Source organism: Candidatus Methylomirabilota bacterium, from assembly GCA_035709005.1.
Classification (GTDB): Bacteria; Methylomirabilota; Methylomirabilia; order Rokubacteriales; family CSP1-6; genus 40CM-4-69-5.
In genome coordinates this window covers 36,323-58,848 of the sequence record DASTFB010000101.1, presented here as the reverse complement: position 1 = coordinate 58,848, position 22,526 = coordinate 36,323, and the positions used below count along the sequence as shown (strand labels likewise).

General features: G+C 70.4%; 26 protein-coding genes. 6 read left to right on the top strand and 20 right to left on the bottom strand.

Annotated elements, in window-relative coordinates; genetic code table 11:
- Positions 1-8: 8 nt before the first annotated feature.
- The 7 genes from VFR64_18645 to VFR64_18615 all read right to left on the bottom strand — a co-directional run bounded on the left by VFR64_18645 (position 9) and on the right by VFR64_18615 (position 5,710).
- On the bottom strand, positions 9-761 hold the full coding sequence (locus VFR64_18645; GenBank protein HET9491756.1) for a glucose 1-dehydrogenase: 753 nt from the start codon (positions 759-761) through the stop codon (positions 9-11).
- Complete coding sequence (locus VFR64_18640) at positions 758-2,557, bottom strand: long-chain fatty acid--CoA ligase (protein ID HET9491755.1); 1,800 nt, start codon at positions 2,555-2,557, stop codon at positions 758-760. The genes VFR64_18645 and VFR64_18640 overlap by 4 nt, the downstream gene beginning before the upstream one ends.
- Positions 2,558-2,712: 155 nt before the next feature.
- On the bottom strand, positions 2,713-3,204 hold the full coding sequence (locus tag VFR64_18635; GenBank protein HET9491754.1) for a polyhydroxyalkanoate synthesis regulator DNA-binding domain-containing protein: 492 nt from the start codon (positions 3,202-3,204) through the stop codon (positions 2,713-2,715).
- Positions 3,205-3,274: 70 nt separating this feature from the next.
- A complete protein-coding gene (locus VFR64_18630) occupies positions 3,275-3,595 on the bottom strand; it encodes an SCP2 sterol-binding domain-containing protein (GenBank protein ID HET9491753.1) in 321 nt (106 codons plus the stop codon).
- A gap of 12 nt (positions 3,596-3,607) precedes the next feature.
- Complete coding sequence (gene fabG, locus VFR64_18625; protein ID HET9491752.1) at positions 3,608-4,357, bottom strand: 3-oxoacyl-ACP reductase FabG; 750 nt, start codon at positions 4,355-4,357, stop codon at positions 3,608-3,610.
- A gap of 2 nt (positions 4,358-4,359) precedes the next feature.
- Complete coding sequence (locus tag VFR64_18620) at positions 4,360-5,133, bottom strand: enoyl-CoA hydratase-related protein (protein ID HET9491751.1); 774 nt, start codon at positions 5,131-5,133, stop codon at positions 4,360-4,362.
- Positions 5,123-5,710 (bottom strand): TetR/AcrR family transcriptional regulator, encoded by a 588-nt coding sequence (locus tag VFR64_18615; GenBank protein HET9491750.1) that lies wholly within the window; start codon positions 5,708-5,710, stop codon positions 5,123-5,125. Before VFR64_18615 ends, VFR64_18620 begins: the two co-directional genes overlap by 11 nt.
- Positions 5,711-5,868: 158 nt before the next feature.
- Here VFR64_18615 and VFR64_18610 point away from each other — a divergent pair, with 158 nt between their 5' ends.
- Both VFR64_18610 and VFR64_18605 read left to right on the top strand, forming a co-directional pair.
- On the top strand, positions 5,869-6,588 hold the full coding sequence (locus VFR64_18610; GenBank protein ID HET9491749.1) for an ATP-binding protein: 720 nt from the start codon (positions 5,869-5,871) through the stop codon (positions 6,586-6,588).
- Positions 6,585-7,520: a TIGR03619 family F420-dependent LLM class oxidoreductase gene (locus VFR64_18605; GenBank protein ID HET9491748.1), complete on the top strand. Its 936-nt coding sequence runs from the start codon at positions 6,585-6,587 to the stop codon at positions 7,518-7,520. The genes VFR64_18610 and VFR64_18605 overlap by 4 nt, the downstream gene beginning before the upstream one ends.
- Here the strand turns inward: VFR64_18605 and VFR64_18600 are convergent.
- Complete coding sequence (locus tag VFR64_18600; GenBank protein HET9491747.1) at positions 7,495-8,472, bottom strand: threonine/serine dehydratase; 978 nt, start codon at positions 8,470-8,472, stop codon at positions 7,495-7,497. The two genes, VFR64_18605 and VFR64_18600, sit on opposite strands and share 26 nt — an antisense overlap.
- A gap of 63 nt (positions 8,473-8,535) precedes the next feature.
- On the opposite strand from VFR64_18600, the gene sppA reads away from it, so the two are divergent.
- Both sppA and VFR64_18590 read left to right on the top strand, forming a co-directional pair.
- Complete coding sequence (gene sppA / locus VFR64_18595; protein ID HET9491746.1) at positions 8,536-9,501, top strand: signal peptide peptidase SppA; 966 nt, start codon at positions 8,536-8,538, stop codon at positions 9,499-9,501.
- Between the two features lie 92 nt (positions 9,502-9,593).
- On the top strand, positions 9,594-10,046 hold the full coding sequence (locus VFR64_18590; protein HET9491745.1) for a Spy/CpxP family protein refolding chaperone: 453 nt from the start codon (positions 9,594-9,596) through the stop codon (positions 10,044-10,046).
- A gap of 223 nt (positions 10,047-10,269) precedes the next feature.
- On the opposite strand, the gene VFR64_18585 is transcribed toward VFR64_18590, so the two are convergent.
- The 8 genes from VFR64_18585 to VFR64_18550 form a co-directional block, all read right to left on the bottom strand.
- Complete coding sequence (locus tag VFR64_18585; GenBank protein ID HET9491744.1) at positions 10,270-10,842, bottom strand: CoA pyrophosphatase; 573 nt, start codon at positions 10,840-10,842, stop codon at positions 10,270-10,272.
- Between the two features lie 11 nt (positions 10,843-10,853).
- Positions 10,854-11,645 (bottom strand): enoyl-CoA hydratase-related protein, encoded by a 792-nt coding sequence (locus VFR64_18580; protein HET9491743.1) that lies wholly within the window; start codon positions 11,643-11,645, stop codon positions 10,854-10,856.
- Positions 11,645-11,995 (bottom strand): hypothetical protein, encoded by a 351-nt coding sequence (locus tag VFR64_18575; GenBank protein HET9491742.1) that lies wholly within the window; start codon positions 11,993-11,995, stop codon positions 11,645-11,647. Before VFR64_18575 ends, VFR64_18580 begins: the two co-directional genes overlap by 1 nt.
- A 23-nt stretch (positions 11,996-12,018) precedes the next feature.
- A complete protein-coding gene (locus VFR64_18570) occupies positions 12,019-13,203 on the bottom strand; it encodes an acetyl-CoA acetyltransferase (protein HET9491741.1) in 1,185 nt (394 codons plus the stop codon).
- Positions 13,204-13,261: 58 nt separating this feature from the next.
- Positions 13,262-14,242 carry an LLM class flavin-dependent oxidoreductase gene (locus VFR64_18565; GenBank protein HET9491740.1) on the bottom strand — a complete coding sequence of 327 codons (981 nt, stop codon included), beginning with the start codon at positions 14,240-14,242 and terminating at the stop codon, positions 13,262-13,264.
- Between the two features lie 21 nt (positions 14,243-14,263).
- Positions 14,264-15,046: a type II CAAX endopeptidase family protein gene (locus tag VFR64_18560; GenBank protein HET9491739.1), complete on the bottom strand. Its 783-nt coding sequence runs from the start codon at positions 15,044-15,046 to the stop codon at positions 14,264-14,266.
- A gap of 61 nt (positions 15,047-15,107) precedes the next feature.
- A complete protein-coding gene (locus VFR64_18555) occupies positions 15,108-15,620 on the bottom strand; it encodes a hypothetical protein (protein HET9491738.1) in 513 nt (170 codons plus the stop codon).
- Between the two features lie 136 nt (positions 15,621-15,756).
- The gene (locus VFR64_18550; protein ID HET9491737.1) at positions 15,757-17,406 is read right to left on the bottom strand and encodes an AMP-binding protein; all 1,650 of its coding nucleotides are present in this window, start codon (positions 17,404-17,406) and stop codon (positions 15,757-15,759) included.
- Positions 17,407-17,728: 322 nt separating this feature from the next.
- Here VFR64_18550 and VFR64_18545 point away from each other — a divergent pair, with 322 nt between their 5' ends.
- Entirely contained in the window at positions 17,729-18,208 is a 480-nt protein-coding gene (locus VFR64_18545; GenBank protein HET9491736.1) for a PRC-barrel domain-containing protein, read from the top strand.
- Positions 18,209-18,261: 53 nt separating this feature from the next.
- Here the strand turns inward: VFR64_18545 and VFR64_18540 are convergent, their stop codons facing one another.
- Genes VFR64_18540 through VFR64_18530 form a run of 3 tightly spaced genes read right to left on the bottom strand, consistent with a single transcriptional unit; the run spans position 18,262 to position 20,965 of the window.
- Positions 18,262-19,056: an SDR family oxidoreductase gene (locus tag VFR64_18540; protein HET9491735.1), complete on the bottom strand. Its 795-nt coding sequence runs from the start codon at positions 19,054-19,056 to the stop codon at positions 18,262-18,264.
- A gap of 10 nt (positions 19,057-19,066) precedes the next feature.
- Positions 19,067-19,813 (bottom strand): GNAT family N-acetyltransferase, encoded by a 747-nt coding sequence (locus tag VFR64_18535; protein HET9491734.1) that lies wholly within the window; start codon positions 19,811-19,813, stop codon positions 19,067-19,069.
- Positions 19,814-19,816: 3 nt separating this feature from the next.
- A complete protein-coding gene (locus VFR64_18530; GenBank protein ID HET9491733.1) occupies positions 19,817-20,965 on the bottom strand; it encodes an acyl-CoA dehydrogenase family protein in 1,149 nt (382 codons plus the stop codon).
- 69 nt (positions 20,966-21,034) lie between these two features.
- Between VFR64_18530 and VFR64_18525 the strand changes: the two genes are divergently transcribed.
- Positions 21,035-21,619, top strand: coding sequence for a hypothetical protein (locus VFR64_18525; protein ID HET9491732.1), 585 nt, complete (start codon positions 21,035-21,037; stop codon positions 21,617-21,619).
- On the opposite strand, the gene VFR64_18520 is transcribed toward VFR64_18525, so the two are convergent.
- Positions 21,585-22,430 (bottom strand): NYN domain-containing protein, encoded by an 846-nt coding sequence (locus tag VFR64_18520; GenBank protein ID HET9491731.1) that lies wholly within the window; start codon positions 22,428-22,430, stop codon positions 21,585-21,587. The two genes, VFR64_18525 and VFR64_18520, sit on opposite strands and share 35 nt — an antisense overlap.
- Positions 22,431-22,526 lie beyond the last annotated feature (96 nt).

The window sequence follows — 22,526 nt, the reverse complement described above, 5'->3', positions numbered from 1 at the left end:
CCGGCGGGTCAGGCGGCCGTGTGGCCGCCGTCGAGGAAGATCGTCTGCCCGGTCATGAAGTCGGAGGCCGCCGAAGCGAGGTAGACGGCCAGTGGGCCGATCTCTTCCGGTCGGCCGATCCGCCGCGCCGGGATGTCGCGGACCAGCCGCTCGCCGATGCGGGGTTCCCGCCACGCCGGGGCCGACATCTCGGTGTCGAACCAGCCTGGCGCGATGGCGTTCACCTGGATGTTGTTGCGGGCCCACTCGACCCCCATCGTGCGGGTGAAGGCGATGATGGCGCCCTTGGTCGCCGAGTAGACCGAGTAGCCGGCCAGGCCGACGGCGGCGAGCATCGAGGACACATTGATGACCTTGCCCGCCTGCTGGGCGATCAGATGGGGCGCCGCCGCCCGGCACCCGTTGAGCACGCTCATTAAATTTACGTCGACGAGGGCCCGCCACTCGTCGGGCGTCCACTCCACCAGGGGCTTGACCCGGGCCACCCCCGAGTTGTTGACCACGATGTCCAGTCGCCCGAGCTCCCGGAGGGCGCGGGTCATCAGGGTCTCGACCTCCGCATAGGAGGTCACGTCGGTCGGCACGACCAGCGCGCGGCGCCCGGCCGCTTGCACCAGGTGCGCGGTCTCCTCCAGGTCGGGCTTGGACCGAGCGGCCAGCGCCATGTCGGCCCCGGCCTCGGCGAACGCCACCGCCATGGCGCGGCCCAGCCCACGGCTGGCGCCGGTGATCACCGCCACTGTCCCGCCGAGGGCCGTCACCGGTAGAGCGACTCCAGGGCGTCCCGGTACTTCTCGATGACCACCTTGCGCTTGACCTTGAGCGTGGGCGTGAGCTCGCCGCCTTCCTGGCTGAAGTCGGAGGGCAGGATGGAGAACTTCTTGATCTGGGAATACGACTGCAGCTTGGTGTTCTTCTCCTCCACGATCCGTTCCACGCGCTCGATGACCCGGGGATCCTTGACGAGCACGGCGGGGTCGCTGACCATGATCCCCTGCTCCTGGGCGAACTTCTGCAGCTCCTCCGGGTTCAGGCCGATGAGCGCCACCGCGTACGGCCTGCGATCGCCGTAGACCATGACCTGGCTGATGAACGGATCGGCCTTCAGGACGTTCTCGACATTCTGGGGCGCGATGTTCATGCCGCCGGCCGTGACGATCAGGTCCTTCTTCCTGTCGGTGATGTAGAGGAACCCGTCGCCGTCGAGGTGGCCGATGTCGCCCGTGTGGAACCAGCCGTCGGGCTCGAAGACCTCCCGGGTGGCGTCGGGCTGCTTGAAGTAACCGCGGGTGGCGATGTTCGCTCCCCGGGCCAGGATCTCCCCGTCGGCGGCGATCTTCAGCTCGACGCCGGGCACGGGACGCCCGACCGAGCCGAACTTGAAGCGGGTCGGCTGATTCGCCGTGAGCACCGGGCAGGTCTCGGTCAGCCCGTAGCCCTCCAGCACCAGGATGCCGGCGGCGTGGAAGAACTCGGCGATGTCACGCGAGAGCGGGGCCCCGCCGCTCACCGCATACTGCAGGCGCCCGCCCAGGGCCGCGTGGAGCTTGGCGAACACCAGCTTGTGGGCGATGCGATGGCGCAACGCCAGGGTGGCCGGAATCGGCTTGCCGTCCTGCTGCAGCCGGCTCACCGCGCGCCCCACCCCCAGCGCCCAGTGGAAGATGCGCTGCTTGAGCGGGGAGGAAACGGCCACGCCGGCGAGAATCTTCGCGTAGACCTTCTCGAACACTCGCGGCACCGAGCAGATGAAGTGCGGCTGTGTCTCGCGCAGGTTCTCGGCGACCTTGTCCAGGCTCTCGGCGAACGCCGTCGTCAACCCCTCGAACGGCCCGATGAAGGACTCCAGTCGCGCGAACGAGTGGGCCAGCGGCAGGAAGAGCAGGTGCACCCACCCCTCCTCGACGCGCCGCTCCTGCCCCGCCGCGTTGAGCGCGGCCATGTGGTTGCCGTGCGTCTGCACGACGCCCTTGGGCGGTCCGGTCGTGCCCGAGGTGTAGACGATGGTGGCGACGTCCTCCGGCCGCGTGGCGGCCAGGCGCTCGGCCAGCGTGGACTGCAACGAGGCTCGCCAGTCCCGGCCGAGCCGGCGGAGCGACTGCCAGGTCAGGATCATCTCGGGGGGCTGGGGGGCCTCGTACCCGCTGATGACGACGATGTGCTCGAGCGACTCCATCTTGCCCCGCGCCTCCAGGGCCTTGGCGAGCTGGACCGGATCCTCGACGATCAGCGTCCGGGCCTGAGAATCGTTGACGACATAGGCGATGAGCTCCGGCGGGTAGCTCGGATAGATCGGCACCGTCACGCAGCCCGCGCTGAGGATGGCCATGTCGGCCTGCGCCCACTCCATGCGACTGGCCGAGAGCAGCGCCACCGTGTCGCCCTGCTGGCGGCCGAGCGCGATCAGCCCCAGGGCCAGCTCCTGCACGATGTCGCCGACCTGCCGCCAGGTGAGGGTGTGCCAGGTGCCGTCGCGCTTGAACCGCTGCGCGGGCTTGTCGGCGCTGCGCTCGACCCTGCTCCAGAACATCCGGGCCAGGGTATCGTTGGTGGCCATCAGCCTGCCTCCTCGGACGCCTTGGATCGGGCCAGAACCGTATCACGCTGCTGTGTGACGCATTGCGCGACCCGACCCCGGTCGTAACGCAGCGCGTTGTCAACAACGCTCGGCCAGGCCCGAGACAATGATCGCTCAGGCAGGGGCTCGGACGGCTACTTCTCGGCCCGGCGTTTCTCGAGCCGCTCCTCCAGCGCGCGCAGGCGCTCGCGGAGCGCGGCCACCTCCTGGCGCAGGCGGTCGGCGTCGGGATCGCCCTCTCGCTTGGGTTCGGCCCGGCCGGAGCTCGCCGGCCATCCGGCCCGCGTCGCCCACTCGCGGACGATTCGCTCCATCTCCCGCTGGTTCGAGACGATCCCCTCGAGACTGGCCCGCATGGAACGCTGGACGAAGTCGTGCCATGTCTCGCCGTACTTGATGAGCTGGTGCAGGAACGCCGGGGGCAGCGCGCTGCGACGGGTCCGCTCGTTCTCCAGAATGATCTGGGTCAACGTCACCGACGTGAGATCCTCGCCGGAGGCCGCGTCGACCACGGATACTTCCTTGCCCGCCCGGATCATCTCCTCGATCTCCTCGAGGGTGACGTAGCGGCTTTCCTGCGTGTCGTAGAGCTTGCGATTCGAGTAGCGCTTGATGACGTAGGCCATCAGGCTTCCTTGTCGCAGGGAGTCTAACACCCTGCGTCAATGCTCACAAGGCGCCGCGCCCAGCCCTCGCCTACATCGAGAACATGGACCCCAGCTTCATGGCCAGCCCCATGTCGCCCTTCAGCTTGAGCTTGCCCGACATGAACAGCATCTGGCCCGACTGCTTGCCCGAGACCATGTCCAGCCAGTCCTGGGCCGCCATGGACAGGGTCAGGTTGGGATTGGTCGCCGGCCCGGGCTGCACCGCGCAGGCCCCGTCCTTGATCGTGGCGTGCCAGGTCCCGCCGCCCTCGCCGGTGATGTCGTACTGCACGACGGCGTTCGTGCCGGTGGCCTTGTCGGCGCGGAACCGGCTCGCCATCTGGTCGAACACTTCGCTCACGGTCGCCATCACACCCCTCCTCTAGAAGGTGAACAGATCCATGCCGCCGGTGACGGTCAGCACCGCCCCGGTGATGTAGCGGGCCCGCTCCGAGCACAGGAAGGCGATGGCGCTGGCCACGTCCTCCGGCTCGCCCTCGCGCTGCATCGCCACCCGCTTGACCATGCGGTCGTACAGGGGAGAGAGCCTGGCGTTGGGCCCGATGATCCCCGGCGCGATGACGTTGCAGGTCACGTTGTGGCGGGCCCCCTCCAGCGCCACCGAGCGGGCGAACCCGATCACGCCCATCTTGGTGGTGGCGTAGGCCGCCTGCCCGAACCCGCCCATGAGGCCGGCGATGGACGCCATGCACACGATCCGGCCCCATTTCCGCTCCCGCATGCCCGGGAAGACGGCCTTGGTGACATTGAAGGTCCCGGTGAGGTTGATCGCCAGGTTCAGCTCCCAGTCCTCCAGCCGCGTGTCCTTGAGCTGACCCACCGTGTAGACGAAGCCGGCGTTGTTGACGCAGATCGAGACCGGCCCCAGATCGCGCTCCACGGCTGCCGCCACCTCGGCGACGCGCCCGGCATCGCGCACGTCGCAGGCGTAGCCACGGGCGACGCCGCCGGCCGCGGTGACCTCCTTGGCCGCCTCTTCCGCGCCCTCGGCGTTGAGGTCGAGCACGGCGACCCGGCAGCCCTCCGCGGCCAGCACCTCCACGTCGGCCCGGCCCAGGCTGCGGGCCCCCCCGGTCACGATGGCCACGCGGTCGCGGATGCCCAGGTCCATCCTCAGCGCCCCTTGAACTCGGGCTCGCGCTTGGCGAAGAACGCCTGGATGCCCTCGGCAGCGTCCTCCGTGCGCAGCGTCTTGAGGAAGGCCCGGGCCTCGATCTCGAGAGCCTGGTCGATCGGGCCCGCCAGGCCGTCGTCCACGGCCTCGATGATGAGGCGCGTGGCGATCGGCGGTCGCCTGGCGATGAGCCCGGCTAAAGCCTTTGCATCATCGAGGGTTTCGCCCTCTTTGCTCAGACGATTCACGAGCCCGAGAGCCAGGCACTCGGGGGCGGGAACCTGGGTGCCCAGAATCATGAACTCCAGCGCCTTCGTCCGGCCGATGAGGCGGGGCATGCGCTGGGTTCCGCCGAAGCCCGGGATGATGCCCAGATTCGACTCGGTCTGGCCCATGCGCGCCGACTCCTTGAGCAGCCGGAAGTGGCAGGCCATGGCGATCTCGCAGCCGCCGCCCAGGGCGTGACCGTTGAGGGCCGCGATCACCGGCTTGGGGAACCGCTCGATGCGCCTGAGCACACCGTTGCCGAAGCGGATGAACGCATCCACGCTGCCGCCCGCGAAGGCCGAGCCCAGGTCGGCGCCGGCGCAGAAGATGCGGTCACCGCTGCCGGTGATGATGACGGCCCGCACCGTCTCGTCCTGCTCCACGGCGGCTAGAGCCTCGTTGAGCTCCTGCATGAGCGGCTCGCTGATGGCGTTGGCGGGGGGCCGGTTGAGCGTGATCACGACGAAGCTCTCCTCCCGCACGAACAGCAGGGTCTCAAACGTCATCGCGGCACACTCCTCGCAAGAAGAGCGACGCCACCGGCTCGGCGGCGTCGCTGAGCTGATAGGCACGCTTGCCCAGGACCCACGATGTGGCCACCTGATCCATCGCCCCGAAGAGCATCTTGGTCGCCAGCTTGACGGGCAGGTCGGCCCGGAACTGCCCGGCCGCGATGCCCTGCTCCAGGATAGAGCCGATGAGGTCGAAGTACGCCGACACTTCGTGGGCGGACGCTCCGCGGAAGAACTTGTGCCCCTGGCGCAGCTCGACCTGCACGACCTCGGCCAGGTGGGGATCCTTCTCGAGCACGCCGAAGTGCAGCGCCACCAGTCGCCGGATCTTGGCCACCGCGTCCGGCTCCGCCGCGATCTGGCGGCGCACCTGGTCCACCCACTCGGCCATCTTCTCCCGGAACAGCGTGACGAGGATCTCTTCCTTGGTCTTGAAGTACAGGTAAATGGTGCCGCTGGCGATCCCGGCCTCGCGGGCGATGTCGCTCACGCGCGAGTTGTAGTAGCCGTTGCGGGCGAAGACCCGGATCGCGGCTTCGATGATCTGCTGGGGCTTGCTCGGATCACGCATGATCGGGCGAATGAACCGCGGTTCATTGTAGACGGGCACCCGGACAAAGGTCAAACGCAAGCGTCTCTTCGATCGCCCTCGCGGAGGTGTTACGTTTACCGATGCGATCAACGCGTCACAGGCCGGGGCGAGGCGAGGCCTCTAAAGGAACCACCCGTATGCGCCGCGTTCTGCTTTCCTGGAGCTCGGGCAAGGACAGCGCCTGGACCCTGCACGTCCTCCGCCAGCGGAGGGACGTGGAGGTCGTGGGCCTGCTCACCACGTTCAACGAAGCCGCGGACCGTGTGGCGATGCACGCGGTTCGCCACGCTCTCGTGGAAGAACAAGCCCTGGCGGCCGGTCTGCCCCTCTGGCCAGTTCCTCTGCCGTTCCCCTGTTCCAACGCCCGGTACGAGGAAAGGATGCGTGCGGTGATCGGGCGCGCACGACAAGAAGGCGTGACGCACGTCGCCTTTGGCGACCTGTTCCTGGAGGACGTGCGGGAGTACCGCCTCCGCATGCTGTCCGGCACGGGGATCGAGCCGCTCTTTCCGTTATGGTGCTCGGCCGCCGACACACCGGCCCTCGCCCATAGCATGCTGCGCGGTGGCCTGCGGGCGGTGCTGACGTGCGTCGACCCCAAGAAGCTTCCCGAGGCCTTCGTCGGCCGCCTGTACGACGCGGCGTTGTTGGCCGAGTTGCCAGGCGGCGTCGATCCGTGCGGGGAACGCGGAGAGTTCCACACGTTCTGTTTCGCTGGACCGATGTTTGCGGCCGAGATCGCCGTGCAGCCGGGGGACGCTGTTTCTCGCGACGGATTCTGCTTCATCGATCTGGTGCCGAAGCAGGTGCGCGATCGAACCGCCAGGGATCCGGCGCGTGGTAGCATCCCGGCATGAAGATCAAGTACCGTCTGGGCGTCATGCCGGGGGGCTGGCCGGCCGGCGCGGCCGGCGCCGAGGCTTTCTGGCGGTTCGTGGACCTGTGCGAGCGGAGCGACGTCGACTCGCTGTGGTTCAACGAGCGCCTGACGTCGCCGGCGCCGGTGCTCGAGCCGATCGCCGCGATGGCCGCCGTGGCGGCGCGGACGCGGCGTCTGAAGTTCGGCCCCAGCGTGCTGATCACGCCCTTCCGGACCCCGGTCCTGCTGGCCCGCGAGCTCGCTACCATCGACTTCCTCTCCGGCGGTCGCCTGCTGCCCGCCTTCGGCGTGGGTGTGGAGCAGGAGCGCGAGTTCCGCGCCGCCGGCGTGCCCTTCAAGGAGCGCGGCCGGCGCACCGACGAGGCCATCGCCATCATGCGCCGTTGCTGGTCCGAGGACGAGGTGACCCACGCCGGCGAGTTCTGGCAGCTCGAGCGCATCACCGTGCTGCCCCGACCCGTCCAGCAGCCGTTGCCCGTGTGGATCGGCGGCAACAGCGAGGCCGCGATGCGGCGGGCGGGGCGCCTGGGCGACGGCTGGATCCCGTCGTTCATCACGCCTGAACAGTTTCGGGTCGGGGTAGAGAAGACTCAGGCCCTCGCCGCCGAAGCGGGGCGGGAGGTGCCCGCCGACCACTTCGGCGCGCTCGTCTACTTCTGCCTGGCCTCCGACCGAGCGACGGCGGCGGTCATGGCCGCGCCCTTCGTCCCCCGCAATCGCGCCGACGACGCCACGCTGGCCCGGTGCACGGCGTTCGGGCCCCCCGCCCTGCTGAACGAGCGACTGGAGGAATACGTGCGGGCCGGCGGCTCGAAATTCGTGCTCCGGCCGATGTGCCCGCCCGACCGGGTGCTCGAGCAGGTGCAGCGGGTGGCCGAGGAGATCATCCCGGCGTTCCACGCCCGCTGAGGATCTCGATCAGGAGCGCGAGATCGACGTTACCGCCGGAGAGGATCACGCCGACCCTGGCCCCGGCGGGAAGCGGCAGGTGGCCGGCGAGCGCCGCTGCGGCCGCGACGGCGCCGGTGGGTTCCACGACGACCTTCAGCCCGAGGGTGAGCGCGCGCACGGCCTCCCGGATCTCGTCGTCGGTGACGAGCACGATGTCGGTGAGGTTGCCCTGGAGAATGGGGAATGTCAGCGCGCCAGGGGTCGTGAGCCGGATGCCGTCGGCGATCGTCGGCGGCGGCGGGATCGTCACCCGTTCGCCCTTGTGGAGCGAGAGGTAGGTGTCGTTCGCCGTGTCGGCCTCCACGCCGAAGATCGCGATCTGGGGCCGGAGCGCCCGCGCCACCGTGCTGCAGCCGGCCATGAGTCCACCGCCGCCGACGGGCGCGATCAGCGCGTCGAGGTCGGGGATCTCCTCCAGCAACTCGAGCGCGGCGGTCCCCTGCCCGGCCATGATCGCGTAGTCGTCGAACGGCGGGACGAGCACGCGCCCCGTCTCGCCGGCCAGACGCCGGGCGATGGCCTCGCGGTCCTCGCGTAACCGGTCGTAGGTGACAATCTCGGCCCCGTACCCCCGCGTGGCTGCCACCTTCGACGCGGGCGCGTCGGTCGGCATCACGATGACCGCCGTGGTGGAGACGAGACGAGCCGCGAGGGCCACGCCCTGGGCGTGGTTGCCGGAGGAGAAGGCCAGCACGCCGCGCTCGCGCTCCGAGGGCGTGAGCATGAGCAGCCGGTTCAGGGCCCCGCGGATCTTGAAGGCGCCGGCGCGCTGGAGGTTCTCGCACTTGAAGAAGAGCCGGAGGGTGCTGCGGTGATCCAGGGACTCGGCGGTGAGCACCGGCGTGCGCGTGATCCGTCCGGCCAGCCGGCGGGCGGCCGCCCGCACGTCGTCGATGGTGAGCCCGCCCACGGAGCGCGATTATCCGCTCGGGACCACGAGCCGGCAAGGCCGAGGCTTCGGTATACTCGACCCGTGCCTGTCCGGTGGGCCGTCTGCGCGATCTTCCTCTTGCTGGCCGGCTGCTCGGTCGTCTCGCTCGACCTCACGCCGCCCATCCGCCCGCTGGAAGAGACGACGGTCGAGGGCCGGGGCGACGCCAAGGTCCTGCTCCTCGACATCTCGGGCATCCTCAGCGACGAGGCGGTGACGCCGGTGCTCACGCTCGGCTCGCCCCCCGCGCGCGTTCCCCTGCTCGTCCGCATCCGTGAAGAGCTCAAGAAGGCCCAGGAGGATCCGAAGGTGCGGGCGCTGGTCGTGCGGATCAACAGCCCGGGCGGCACGGTGACCGCCTCCGACATCGTGTACCGGGAGCTGCAGCTCTTCCGGGAGCGGGCCAAGATCCCGATGGTGGCGGCCCTCATGGACGTGGCCGCGTCCGGCGGCTACTACGTCGCCCTGGCCGCCGACACGATCATCGCGCACCCGACGACTGTGACCGGCTCCATCGGGACGATCATGGTGAACGTCAACGCCGAAGGGCTCATGCAGAAGATCGGCGTGGCGGCCACCACGATCAAGTCCGGCGAGCACAAGGACATGGGCAGCCCTTTCCGTCCCCTCACCGGCGAGGAACGGACGATCTTGCAGTCGGTGATCGACGATCTGCACCGCCAGTTCGTGGCCAAGGTGGCCGAGCGCCGGCGGCTGTCTGCCGACGCCGCGGGCCGGCTGGCCGACGGCCGCGTGTTCACGGCCCAGCAGGCCCTGACCCACGGCCTCGTCGACCGTCTCGGCTACATGCCGGACGCGCTGGCCCTGGCCCGGCAAGCGGCCGGCGTGAGCGAAGCGCGCGTTGTGGTCTACCGGAGGCCGCGGCAGTACCGCGCGACGTACTACGCACGGGCCGAGGGCGCCAGTGGGGGGCTCGAGGCGAGCGTGTCCGGCCTCGCCGCCCTGGCCGCACCCGGGCCGCGCTTCCTCTATCTGTGGTGGCCTTGACAGGTCGCGCTCGAACCACCGCGTAAACGGCGGACGTCAGCCGTCCGTCTTACCTGCCGAGTATCGAATCTTCGATGGAGGTGTCCCTTCGGATGAGAACCACCGTATTGTTCCGGGCCGCCGCGCTGCTGACCCTCAGCGCCCTCGCGGTATCGACGGCCGCCTTCGCGCAGGAGCCCAAGCGGGCGCACGCTCGACATCACGCCTGGGAGGAGCGGCTCCAGCAGCGGCTGGGGCTCACCGATCAGCAGGTCCAGGCAATCCGCGAGATCCGCACGCGTAACGCCGAGGCCCGCAAGCAGCACTGGCAGCAGATGCGGGCAGCCCAGACCGAGCTCCGCCGCCTCGTTCTGATCGAAGCCGACCAGGCCAGCATCGACGCCAAGCAGGCCGAGGTGCAGCAGCTGGCCGCGGCTGGGGTGGAGCAGCGCGTGAAGATGCTCCAGGCGATCACCCCGGTGCTCACCCCGGAACAGCGGGAAGCGTTCGCCAAGCTCGGGGAGGGCCGCGGGCACTTCCACAAGCGCGCGCCTGACCGCTCCTAACCGGAGCGCTCGGAGCACGAGTCGCCGGCGGTGGAGGGCTGGTCACCGCCGGCGACGTACCCCGCGCACGCCAGCACCGGCAGGCGCGGGTATTTCGGAAAGCGCGGGTCGTGAGCGCTGAGGGCGCACCGCCAGAACGTCGAGCCGCGTCGCGAGGTCGCCGGCCGAGCGTGCTGGCATCGCGCGCAGAGGCCGACCGGTGTCGTCGGCCCGGAGGCGCCGGTCACGGCTCCTGGACGAGATCGAGGTAGTGCTTGACGATGCGCGCGGTCGCCCCCCAGATCGTCTCGCCGTCCCACTCGTAGAAGTACACGGGGCGGCGGACCCCGTCCCGCTCCCAGTGCTCCACCCGGAAGCGCCTCGGATCCCGCAGCGCCGACCAGGGCACCTCGATGACCCTCTCGATCTCCTCACCATCCGGCCGCCAGGCGACGCTCTCCCGGACGAGCCCGACGAAGGGCGTGACGACGAACTGGGTGGCCACCGTCTCGATGTCGTCGAGCACGCCCAGGGCCTCGACCGCGTGCCGCGGCAACCCGATCTCCTCCTCGCACTCCCGCAGGGCGGCCGCGAGGAACGAGCCGTCGTCGGGGTCGACGATCCCGCCGGGGAAGGCGATCTGTCCCTTGTGGTGTCCCACCCGCTCGGTGCGCTTGGCGAAGACCAGGTAGGGCTCGCCGCGGTCGACGATCGGCACCAGCACTGCGGCCGGCACCAGGCGTCCGGGCGGCGCTGTCCGGCGGGCCCGGTGCTCCAGGCGGGCGCGGGTGCGCCCGACCAGCTCGGCGGTGGTCATCGCGGTTCGGCTCACCGCGCCTTGAACTGAGGCACGCGCTTCTCGGCGAAGGCCCGCGGCCCCTCGACGGCGTCCTCGGTGCCGCGCAGCGTGCCGGCCAGGAACGCCTCCAGCCTGAGGCCGTCTGGCAGCGGCAGCGACAGGCCGCGGATCACCGCCTCCTTGGCGGCGCGCAGCGCCAGCGGCCCCCGCTCGCAGAGCGTCGCCGCCACGGCGTGCGCGGCGGGCATGAGCTCGGACGGCGCCACCACGCTGTTGACGAGGCCGATGCGGAGGGCCTCGGCGGCGTCGATCTGCTCGCCGGTGAGGATCATCTGCAGGGCCCTGGTGAGTCCGACCGTTCGTGGCAGCCGCTGGGTCCCGCCGGCGCCGGGCATGATGGCCCACCGGACCTCGGTGAGGCCGAAGCGCGCGTGGGAGGCCGCGATGCGGATGTCGCAGGCCAGCGCTTGCTCCAGGCCGCCGGCCAGACAGAAGCCGTTGATCGCGGCGATCATGGGCTTGAAGATCTCCAGCCCGCGGGTGATGCCTCCCAGGCCGTAGCTGCCGTGGTGCACCGGGTCGTAGCCGCGCCCGCCCGACAGGGCGGCGGGCATCATCTTCTTGAGGTCGGCGCCGGCCGAGAAGGCCCGATCGCCGGCGCCGGTCAGGATCGCGACCCAGGCCGAGTCGTCGTCACGAAACCGCATCCAGGCCTCGACCAGCGCCTGCTGCGTCTCGGGGTCGATCGCATTCATGGCTTCCGGACGGTTGATGGTGATGGTGACGACCCGGTCCTTCTGCTCGTAGAGGACGCTCCCCATCAGCGCCGCCGCTTCTTGGCCTTGCCGGCAGCGCGGCGCACGCTCCGGCGCCGGGCGGCCGGACGCCGGGTGGCAGGGCGTCGAGCGGCGCGCCCGCGACCGGACGCGTACGGCTCGTTACGGCGACCCACGTCGCCCCGGATCACCGGCCCGGACTCCACCACCACGATCCACGCGTCGATCTCGCGGGCCAGCTCGGGGTGGCAGTGGTCCCGGTAGGTGCGGAGCGCGAGCAGCGCCGCCGGATCTTTCCAGGGCTTGAGGACGAAGGGCGCATCCGGGTCTTGCAGGTCGAACGGGGCCGGGGTCGCGAGCGGCATCACGGCGTATCGGCGCGTCAGCTCGGCCATGGGTCCTCCGCGCGGGCGACGGGCTAGGGCTGGCCGAGGACCGCGACCGCGGAGACCGCGCCGGGGCCGCCCAGGTTGTGAGCCAGCCCGACGCGCGCCCCCTTCACCTGCATCCGGCCGGCGCGGCCCAGGAGCTGGTCGTGGATGTTGGCGATCATGCGCACGCCGGACGAGCCGATCGGATGGCCGCACGACTTCAGTCCACCCGAGGTGTTCACCGGCAGTTCGCCGTCCAGCCGGGTGGCGCCGCTGGTGGCCAGCTTCCAGCCCTCGCCGGGACGGGCGAAGCCGAGGTCCTCGTAGTTGATGATCTCGGTGATCGTGAAGCAGTCGTGGCACTCGGCGACGTGGATCTCGCTGGCCGGATCGCTGATACCCGCCATCCGGTAGGCGGCCCGGGCCGCCTCCTGCGTCGCCCGGAAGGAGGTGAAGGCCCACGAGGGATCGAACTGCGTGTTCCAGTAGCCCGCGGTCACCGCGTAGGCGATCCCGCGCAGCACCGTGTAGCGCTCGGTCAGCGTGGGCGCCAGGTCGGCGCGGGTCAAGATGAGGGCGGCCGCCCCGTCGGTGGTGGGGCAGCAGTCGAAGAGTCCCAGCGGCTCGGCCACCTTGGGCGCGCGCGCGTGCTGCTCCGCGGTGATCTCCTTCTGGAAGTGCGCCTTGGGGTTCAGGGAGCCGTGATAGTGGTTCTTCATCGCCACGGCGCAGAGGGCCTCCTCGGAGGCGCCGTACTCGCGGAAGTAGCGCGTGGCCAGGAGCGCGAACATCCCGGGCGCCGTCCGGCCCTTGCTCAGCACGGGATGGCCGCGGGTGACGGCCTGGGCCACCAGGCTGCCCCGCGAGGGCACCTCACGCATCTTCTCGGCGCCCACGGCCAGGACCACGTCGTACTCACCGGAAGCCACGGCGAGCGCGGCGTTGCGGACGGCTTCGATGCCGGTGGCACAGTACGCGGCGACCCGCGTCACCGGGATCGGAGCCAGGTTGAGGGGATCGGACACGAACGTACCGGAGTTGCCCTCGAACCCGTAGAGCATCGGCTCGTAGCAGCCCAGCCAGGCCGCTTGCAGCCGGCCCCGTTCCATCCCGGCATCCGCCAGGGCCAGCGAGACGGCCTCGTAGATCATGTCGGTGAGGCTCTGGTGGAAGTTCTCCCCGTACTTGATCACGCCGCTGCCGACGATCGCGACCTTCCCACCCAATCCCATTCGCGCCTCCTGGAGCGCCCCCAGCCTACCGCCCTGCGGGGACCGAGCGCAAATCAGCTCACGCCAGGGCCGGCATGACCTCGCGGGTGAACAGGTCCAGCGCCGCGCGGGCCGCTTCGCGCGATATGCCCGGGACCGACATGCGGCAGATGAGGTGGGTGACACCCAGCGCCGTTCGAAAGCGCTCGATCTGGCGGATGCAGCTTTCGGGATCGCCCAGGATGATCCGATCCTCGCTCAAGCGCTCGATGCTCAGCTCGCCGGCGGGGCGCTTGACCACGGGGTGCGGCCACCGGAAATACAGCGATTCGAACGAGCGGACGAACGCCGGGCCGGCGATCGCGCGCGCTCGCTCCGAGCTCTCGGCCACGTGGACGTAGCGCATCAGCGCCAGCTCGCCCCCCGCGGCATCACGACCGGCCGCCGCCCGCGCCTGCCGATACAGCCGCACGCAGGCGGCCAGCTCGTCCAGCCTCGCCGACGGTCCGCCCAGCCACGCATCCCCCATGCGCCCGGCGCGCCGGATGGCCGGCTCCACCCAGCCCGCGAACCAGATCGGCGGCCTCGGGCGTTGCACGGGGCGCGGCGCCACCGTGGCCTCCGTGACCCGATAGTGGCGCCCGGCATGGGTCACCTTCTCCTCGGAGAGGAGCCGGTCGATGAGCGACATGGCCTCGTCCATCCGGCTGCCGCGCTCCTTCAGCGACACGCCGAAGGCGGCGAACTCCTCGGGAGCGTAGCCCGCGCCGACCCCGAGGATCAGACGGCCGCGCGAGATGACGTCGACCATCGCGGCCTGCTCGGCCACGGTCAGCGGGTGATAGAGGGGCGCCAGCAGGACCCCGGTCCCCAGGCGAAGCCGCCGCGTTCGGCTGGCGATGGCGGCCAGCCCGATGAGCGGGGTCGGGTAGAGCACCGGGTTGTTGTGGTGCTCGCCCAGCCACACGGAGTCGAACCCCGCCGCCTCGGCGCGCTCGCACTCCTGGATCGTCTCCTCGAAGTCGCCGCCGGCCTGCAGCGGACTCAACCCGAGCTTCATCCGAGTCTCCTTGGGGCGCGCTCAGTCCGGCAGGCGCGTCACGATCACCGCGCAGCCGGCGAACACGATGAGGCTGGTCGCACCCAGGATGGCATTGGAGGCGATGCCCTCGATCGTCACGCCGAACGCCGTGAGGAGCGTGAAGAGCGCGTTGTTGACCATGTGACAGGCGCAGGCCGGCAGGGCGCTGCCCGTCCGCTCGGTGATGTAGCCCAGCCACAGACCCAGCCCGAACGCCAGCGCCCCGTGCACCCAGTCCAGGTGGAACACCGCGAAGCCGAGGCTGGTGAGCACGATCGCCGTGACGGCGGACACGTGCTCGCGCAGGCTCGTCTGCAGATATCCGCGGAAGAACGCTTCTTCGGCCCCGCCCGCGATCACCCCGATCACCAGCACGGCGAGGAACAGCTCGGGCCCTGCGGCGCCTTCCAGGGCGCGTCTGATGACCGCCATCGCCCCGCGGTTGGTCAGGCCGAGCAGGGCCACGGCGGAATCGAGCGTCTGGCCTAGCGCCAGCGTGCCCAGGATCATCGCCGCCAGCGACGGCCCCGTTTCCCGGCCGGGCAGGAGCCTGAGCGCCGCGGCGTCGAGAGGACGCAACACGATGACGATGGTGAGCAACAGGGCGGTGGCGGAAGCGAGCGTGCCGGCGAGGAGCGCGGGCAACCCCTGGGTCAGCTCCGCCGGCGAGCCGTCCGGGTACATCGCGCGGACCAGGAGCAGCGCCAGGAAGCTGAACGCCACGATGCCGACGAAGGCGAGCAGGTAAGCGGCGACGATCGACCGCAGGCGGCGCTCGCTCATGGAGCGCGACTCTAGCAGCCGGCGCGCCGCTACGTCCAATCGGCAGGCGCGCTACCTACCGTCAGGCCAAGGTCTCCAGGGGGTGCCCCCTCCGGACGCCGGCGCGGCTGCGTCCGCGGCCCGGGGACTCATGGGTCAGCTCCTCGATCAGGCGCAGCAGTACCCGCCGCCCGACCCACACCTCACCCGCCTGGACGAGCCGCACCGCCTTCTGCATGAGCTCGGGCGGAGTGTCCCGCGGGCAGAAGCCACTGGCACCCGCCTTGAGGGCCTCGAGCGCCAGCGCGTCGTTGTCGACATCGGCCAGGACGATGACCTTGCTCAGGGCGCTCAGCGCCGACACCATCCCCAGGGCATCGATGTCGGTCCGCGGGCCCACATCGTACAGAATGATCGACGGCGCGAGCGCGGCGACTTCGTGGTAGAGGCCCGGACGGGCCGCGACCTCGGCGACCTTACCGGGATCTTCGGGGTCCAGCGTCTCGAGCACGCGGCGCCGGAACGACGGGTCGTCGCCGGCGATGACCAGACTGCCATTCGCGACACTGTTGGGGGCCGATCCATTGGTCGTCATGGCCGACGTCCGAACGCAACAGTGAGGCCAGGCGGGCCGGCACGTACAAACAATGCGTTAGCAGACGCCTCCTCCCCGTGAGCCGGGATTTCGGTCCGGGAGAAATCCCAGGCCGGGGAGAAATTCCCTGAAGCGTTCAGCGCACCGGCGGCAATCCCAGCTTGCTGGCGATCGCTTCCCGCAGCCGGTACTTCTGGATCTTCCCGCTGGGGGTCATCGGGAACTCGCTCACCAGCTCCAGCCGCTCCGGGAACTTGTGCCGCGCAACCGCCTTCGCCTGCAGATAGTCGACGAGCTCCTGCAGGGTCACGGTGTGGCCGGGCCGCGGGATCACGAAGGCGCAGGCGCGCTCGACCAGCCGGGGATCGGGCATGGCCACCACGGCCACGCCCTGGACCTTGGGATGCGCGAAGAGCAGGTTCTCGACCTCGGCGACCGAGATGTTCTCGCCCCCCCGGATGATGAGGTCCTTCGACCGGCCGGTGATCGCTACGTAACCGTCGGTGTCGAGCAGGGCGCGATCGCCGGTCTTGAACCACCCGTCGGCGGTGTGGGCCTCCCGGGTGAACTGGGGCCGTTTCCAGTACCCGACGAATTGCGAATGTCCGCGCACCAGCAGGTCGCCTTCGGTCTTGGCCGGCACCGGACGGCCCTCCCCGTCGACCACCTGCAGCTCCATGCCGGGCAGCGGACGGCCGTCGGTGCCGAACACCTTCTCCTCCGGATCGTCCAGGCCGTTGCAGGTCACCAGGCCGTTCTCGCTCATTCCCCATCCGGCGGAGATAGCGCAGCCGAGCCGCCGCCGGCCCTCCTGCACGAGCGTACGGGGGATGGCAGCTCCCGCGGAGATGAACAGGCGCAGCGAGGACACGTCGCGGCGCTCCAGCGCCGCCGACGAGACGAAATCTTGAAGGAACGGCGTCGCGCCCATCGTGTAGGTGACGCCTTCGGCCTCGACGAGGCGAGCGGCCTCGTCCGCGTTCCAGACGTCCAGCCACACGCCCGTCCCGCCGCGGAGCAGGGTCAGGCAATAGCCGTAGAGATAGCCGGTCTGGTGCCCGAAGGTCGAGGACATGAGCACGACGTCCCGCTCGTCGAATCGCAGGCGCTCGATGAGCGGGTAGATGATGGCCAGCGTCGTGTTCGAGGTGTGCATGACGCCTTTGGGCTCGCCGGTCGTTCCCGAGGTGAAGATGACCTCGCTGACCTGGTTGGGATCGGAGCCGGCCAGGCTCCCCCGGCCGGCGCGCTGCTCCCAGGCGGTCTCGGTCAACCAGGTGAACGGGCGCATCCCGGGCTCCCGGTCGCCGCGGACGACGAAGATCTCGCGCAGCGTGGGCGCGCCGGCGCGCAGGCCGGCCGCCATCTCCGCGTAGTCGAACTGTCGGAAGCGCGCCGGCACGACCAGCGCTTCGGCCTCGAGCGTGGTCAGGATGAAGCGAAGCTCGCTGGCGCGATACGTGGGCGGGATCGGGTTGAGGATCGCTCCCAGCCGGACGGCCGCCAGGGCCAGCACGATCCACTCGTTCCAGTTGGGGAGCTGGCAGGAGATGACCGAGCCCGGTCCCAGCCCCGACGCCTGAAACCCGTAGGCGACACGTTCCACCCGCCGCGCCAGCTCGCCCCACGTCAGACGGCTCACGCCGTCGACGATGGCCGTGCGGTCCGGCCGCTCCGTGGCCCACCGGTCCAGGTAGGCGTCGAGCGTCTCGTCGCGCCACCAGCCCGCCGCGCGCATGGCCCGGGCGTGCGCCGGAGTGAGCGTCACCTCGTCCGGAAACGCCACGCCGTCAGTCGAGCGGGCAAGTGATGGCGGCGATGGGAGCCGATCGCATGGCGACGACCCTACGCCGGGCGTCCGCGCATCGTCAAGCGGACGGGACCAGCGCTTGACACGATACGCCGTCACCACCAGTGAGTGCCTGACGATGTCCCCGGCGCCCCCGACACGCCGCTGCACGCGGAGAAGCTCTGGCGGCTGCTCAGGCCGCCACGCCCGCGACGGCGAGCCGCCGACGATCCCCTGTAGGAAGTGCCACGTCGCGGGGGCCTTCGCTGGCATCCCTCCTGCAACCGTACTCTCGCTAACACATGAAGGAGGGATGGCCATGAAGCAGCTCGTCACATTCGCCGCCGTGGCGGCGGTGCTCGTCCTGCCGCCGGGCGCGCTGGCTCAGCAGCAATCGGAACCGGCCCCGCAGACGCAGCCACAGCAGCAACCACCGCCGCCGCAGCCGCCGGTGGCGGAACGTCCGGCCGGCCAGGCCGGCGCGCAGCACGGCGCCACCATCGCGTCCGACTCCCTGGTGGGCGCGCAGGTGCGCGATCAGCAGGGCAAGGAGATCGGCAAAGTCGGCAAGCTGTTGATCGATCCGACGGACGGCAAGGTCAGCTCCGTCGTCATCACGCGGGGCGGCGGCCTTCTCACCGGCAGCGGTCAGGAGATGGCTGTGCCCTGGAACGCCGTGCGCGTGCAGCGCGGGCAGGACCAGGAGCTCGTCGTGACCATGCAGCAGGACATGCTCGAGCAGGCGCCGGCGGCCAGTCCGGGTGGCCGGGAGCAGCGCGAGAAGCAGGACCGCCAGTGATCGGGCCGGCGGACCCGGCGTGACGCCGGCGTCACGCCCGTCCGCCCGGCATCCTACATCATCGTGTAACCGCCACTGACGCTCAACGTCTGCCCGGTGACGAACCCGGCGGCGTCGGAGGCCAGGAACAGGACGGCGCCGGTGACGTCCTCGGGACGGGCCACGCGCCGCAACGGGTACGCCCTGGCGATCCGGGCCCGCATGTCGTCCGTCATCCACGCGCGGTTCTCGGCCTGGGCCCACATGCTGAGCTCGCCGACGTCCTCGTCCGGCGCCGGCATCGTCATGCCCGGGCAGACGACGTTGAGCCGGATGCCGTGCTTGCCCACCTCGCGGGCGATCGACTTGGACAGGGCGATCACGCCCGCCTTGCAGGCCCCGTACACGCCTTCCCGGAACTCCCCGATCCGTCCGGCGTCGGAGCCGAGACTGACGATGGCGCCGGCGCGCCGGGCGATCATGCCGTCCAGCACGGCGCGGGTGCAATTGATCATCCCCCACAGGTTGAGCTGGATCTCCTTGTCCCACTCCTCGCGGGTCTTCTCCACGAAGAGGGCGTCGCGGGTCCAGCCCACGTTGTTCACGAGCACGTGCACGCCGCCGAACCGCTCCTCGGCCGTCCGCACCATCGCCTGCACCGACGGCCAGCTGGTGACGTCGGTGGGCACCAGCAGCGCCCGGGCGCCGAGGCCCTCGGCCTCGGCCACCACTTTCTTGCCCTGGCCCGCGTCGATCTCGGCGATCACGACGTTGGCGCGCTCGCGGGCGAAGGCCAGGCCGATGGCGCGACCGATGTTGGAGCCGCCTCCGGTGACGATGACGGTCTTGTCGGCGAGGTTCAGATCCATATGCGGTCCCTCAGATGACGGGGTGCTGCATCCAGACGTTGGGGTCCTCGTAGCGTCCCTCGTCCCGCTCGCGGTCGATCACGACCGGCTGCAGGGCGCCCGGCACCACGTAGGGCCCGGTGTCGGGGAAGGCCATCTCCGTCCACGCCTCCCAGTCCGCCACGCGACCGGCGATCAGCAGCGTGCGCGGGACGACGCGCACGATCTCGGCCCCCAGCCGCCAGTGCACGCGGATCCAGGGATCCAGCGGCGCGCCGTCGCTGCGCGTCCAGCGCACGTAGCGCTCCATCGGCGCCAGCGGGTAGCTGGCCTTGAGGGTCGGTCGCACCGGGGCGACGAGCGCCGACAGCCGGTGCTGGCGGGCCACCGCCGCCATGGCCCTGATCAGCTCGCTGCTGAGCCCCTGGCCGCGGCGCTCGGGCGACACCATCGCGGCAAGCGCGGAGAGCGCCGTGGGACGGCGGCCCGTGTCGCGGGTCTCTCGGGCGTTGCGGAGCACCGCCACCATCGACTCCGGCAGTCCGTCCGGTGTGCCGTCCCAGTCGATGGGGATGGTATGGCCGGCCGCCACCACGCGATCGGCGCCGTCGCAGACGAGGAGCTGGAAGTCCCCCTGCTCGAAGAGCCAGGGCCAGTACCGGCCGAGTCCCAGCTGGTCGCCTTGCCGCAGGAAGCGCGGCCAGGCGGCCGCGGCCAGGCGCTCGAACTCGTCCTCGAGCGCGGGACGCTCGCTCAGCGTGTACGTCTTGAGCGGCATCCCTCAGAGCACGCTCTCGCGGCCCATGAGCTCGCGGGCCACGACGAGCTTCATCACCTCGGCGGTCCCGTCGCCGATCTCCAGGCCGATGACGTCGCGCAGGCGCTGCTCGAAGGGCAGTTCCTCGGTGTAGCCGTAGTGGCCGTGCAGGAGCAGACATTGATGGATGGTGTCCACGGCCAGCCGGGGCGCCCACCACTTCACCATCGCCGACTCCCTCGTGTGGCGCTCGCCCCGGTCGGCCAGCCACAGGGCCCGGTAGCAGAGCAGCCGCGCCGCCTCGATCAGCGTCGCGGCCTCGGCGATGGGGAACGAGACTCCCTGGAACTGGGCGATGGCCTGGCCGAAGGCCTTGCGCTCCTTGACGTACGCCATCGTCTCCTCGAGCGACGCCTGCGCCGAGCCCAGGCAGGCCAGGGCGATGAGCGCGCGATTGAAGTCGAAGCCCCGCATCACCTGGTAGAAGCCGGTCCCCTCCTGGCCCAGACGGTGGGACACGGGCACGCGGACGTGGTCGAACGACAGCACCGCCCGGCCCACGGCCCGCGCGCCCAGGTCGCGCAGCGCGCTGCGCGACACCCCGGGCAGGTCCAGCGGGACCAGGAACGCGGTCACCCCCTGGGCCCGCGCCCCGGGATTCGTGGTCGCGAACAGCATGATCGCGTGGGCGGCGATGCCCAGGCTGATCCCGGACTTCTCGCCCGTGATGACGTACTCGTCCCCCTCGCGGACCGCGCGGCAGGTCAGGTTGGCGGCGTCCGAGCCGACCGACGGCTCGGTCAGCCCGATGGCAAGCACCGCCTCGCCGCGAGCGATCGGGGGCAGCCAGCGCTTGCGCACCTCGTCGGTGCCGTTGCGGCCGATGATCTCCCCCCCCAGACAGGCGAGCTGCACGCCGTAGGTGCAGCTGAAGTCTCCCCGGGCGACCTCTTCGATGGCGATGCCGGTCGTCACCAGATCGGCCTCCTGGCCTCCGAGCTCCGCGGGCACGCGGAGCCCGAAGAGGCCGAGCTCCCCCATGTGCCGCCAGACATCCCACGGGAACTCCCCGCTCTTGTCCCAGCGCTGGGAACGCGGGGCCAGCTCCTTGCGGGCGAAGGCACGCAGGGCCCGGCTCAGCTCCTCCTGCTCTGGCGTGAACGCGAAGTCCATCCGTCCCCCGGGCGCGACGTTACGGCGGATCTACAGCCGGCGCCACGGCGGCAATGATACCCTGCCGGTATGCTGGCCGGTATTCTGGCTCTCGTTCTGCTCCTCGCCGCCTGTGCGGGACCGGCCAGCGAGGAGGCCGCGCCACCGGCCCCGGACTTCACACCGGCCCAGATCCGTCAACCCGCGGTCGTGCTGCGCTTCGTCGTGGACTCCGGCGACTTCGGCGCGCAGGAGCGGCTGTCTCTGCCCGTCGCCTACGCGGGCCTGTTGCTGGAAGCCCTCGACGCGCGCGCCGTCCCCGCCCGGGATGCGCAGCAGGTCAGCCGGATCGACCGGCTCGCCGCGGCCATGCGGGCCCGGGACGTGGGGGCCGACCACGCGCTGCTGGTCGACGTCCGCGTGGAGAAGGTAGAGACCTATTTCTGCCGTGACGGTCGCCGGCCGTTCCGGGCGCCCGTGACCACGTGGATCCAGGCCGTCGAGGTCGTGCGGGCCAGCGACGCCGTCTCCCGGATGACGGTGTCCGGTCCCGCCCTCACCGTGATCGACCTCGAGCCCGACTGCGAGAGCCCGCGGGAGTCGCGCCGCCGCTCGAGCAGCGAGACGGCGCGGGAAGGAGTCAACCGGCTGCTGAAACGCCTTCTGGAGCCCTGATCGCCCGGGTGCGAATCGCGCGAACGGAACGCCCTTCGGGGTCGGTGACCTCGAACTCTTCGGCCAGCCCCGCGTCGATGAGCTGCTGGACGAGCGCCTCGCGCTCCGGGCCCGCGGGCGGCAGCAGATGCGAGCGCCAGCGCATGACGAAGTATCCCCGGCCCACGTGGGGCAGCCTGGCCTCGGCGCGCTGCAGCTCGGCCAGCGTCCGGTCGAGGACGGGCACGGCCGGGGGCCGGAGCGGGCGGGCCACGGCGATGCGGGCGCGCTCCGCCCGGAACGCCGCGATGCCCTCGCTCAGGTGGAGCTGACCGAAGCAGCGCACGCGCAGGTCCTTGGAGAGCTCCTCGGCCGACCACGTCGCCACCCAGACCTGCTTGCCCAGCGCGTTCACCGCCTCCACCGCCGGCACGAAATCGTCGTCGCCCGACACGAGCACCGCGGCGTCGTAGGCGTCGTTGGCCGCATAGTGGATCAGGTCGGCCACCAGGCGCGTATCGACCCGCTTCTCCGTCGTGTACTCGTACTCCGTTCCGCAGGTGAAGCACCGGCCGGAGCGGCGGACGCGCGGCTCACGCTTGACGAAGTAGCCTGGTCGCAGCTCGAGGCCCTTGAGGAAGCCTTCGACGAGGGGCGGGGCGTCCTGGGACAGGCCGACGTAGTAGTAGGCGCCCCCGAAGGTTCCGACCGGGCCACCCACTTGCTGTGTGATCCAGAGGGCGAGACGATCGTAGTCGACGCGAAGAGATTCGTCGAAACGGAGCAGTGACCGATAGAAGTTCTGCCCGTCAAAGAAAATGCACACCTTCATCCGTCGCTCCCAGAGCAATGCCTCGCCGGCCATGTCGAACGGTGACGCAGTATAGGCTGAACGCTTCGGCTCAGCAACCCTCCTCTAGCTGGCCGA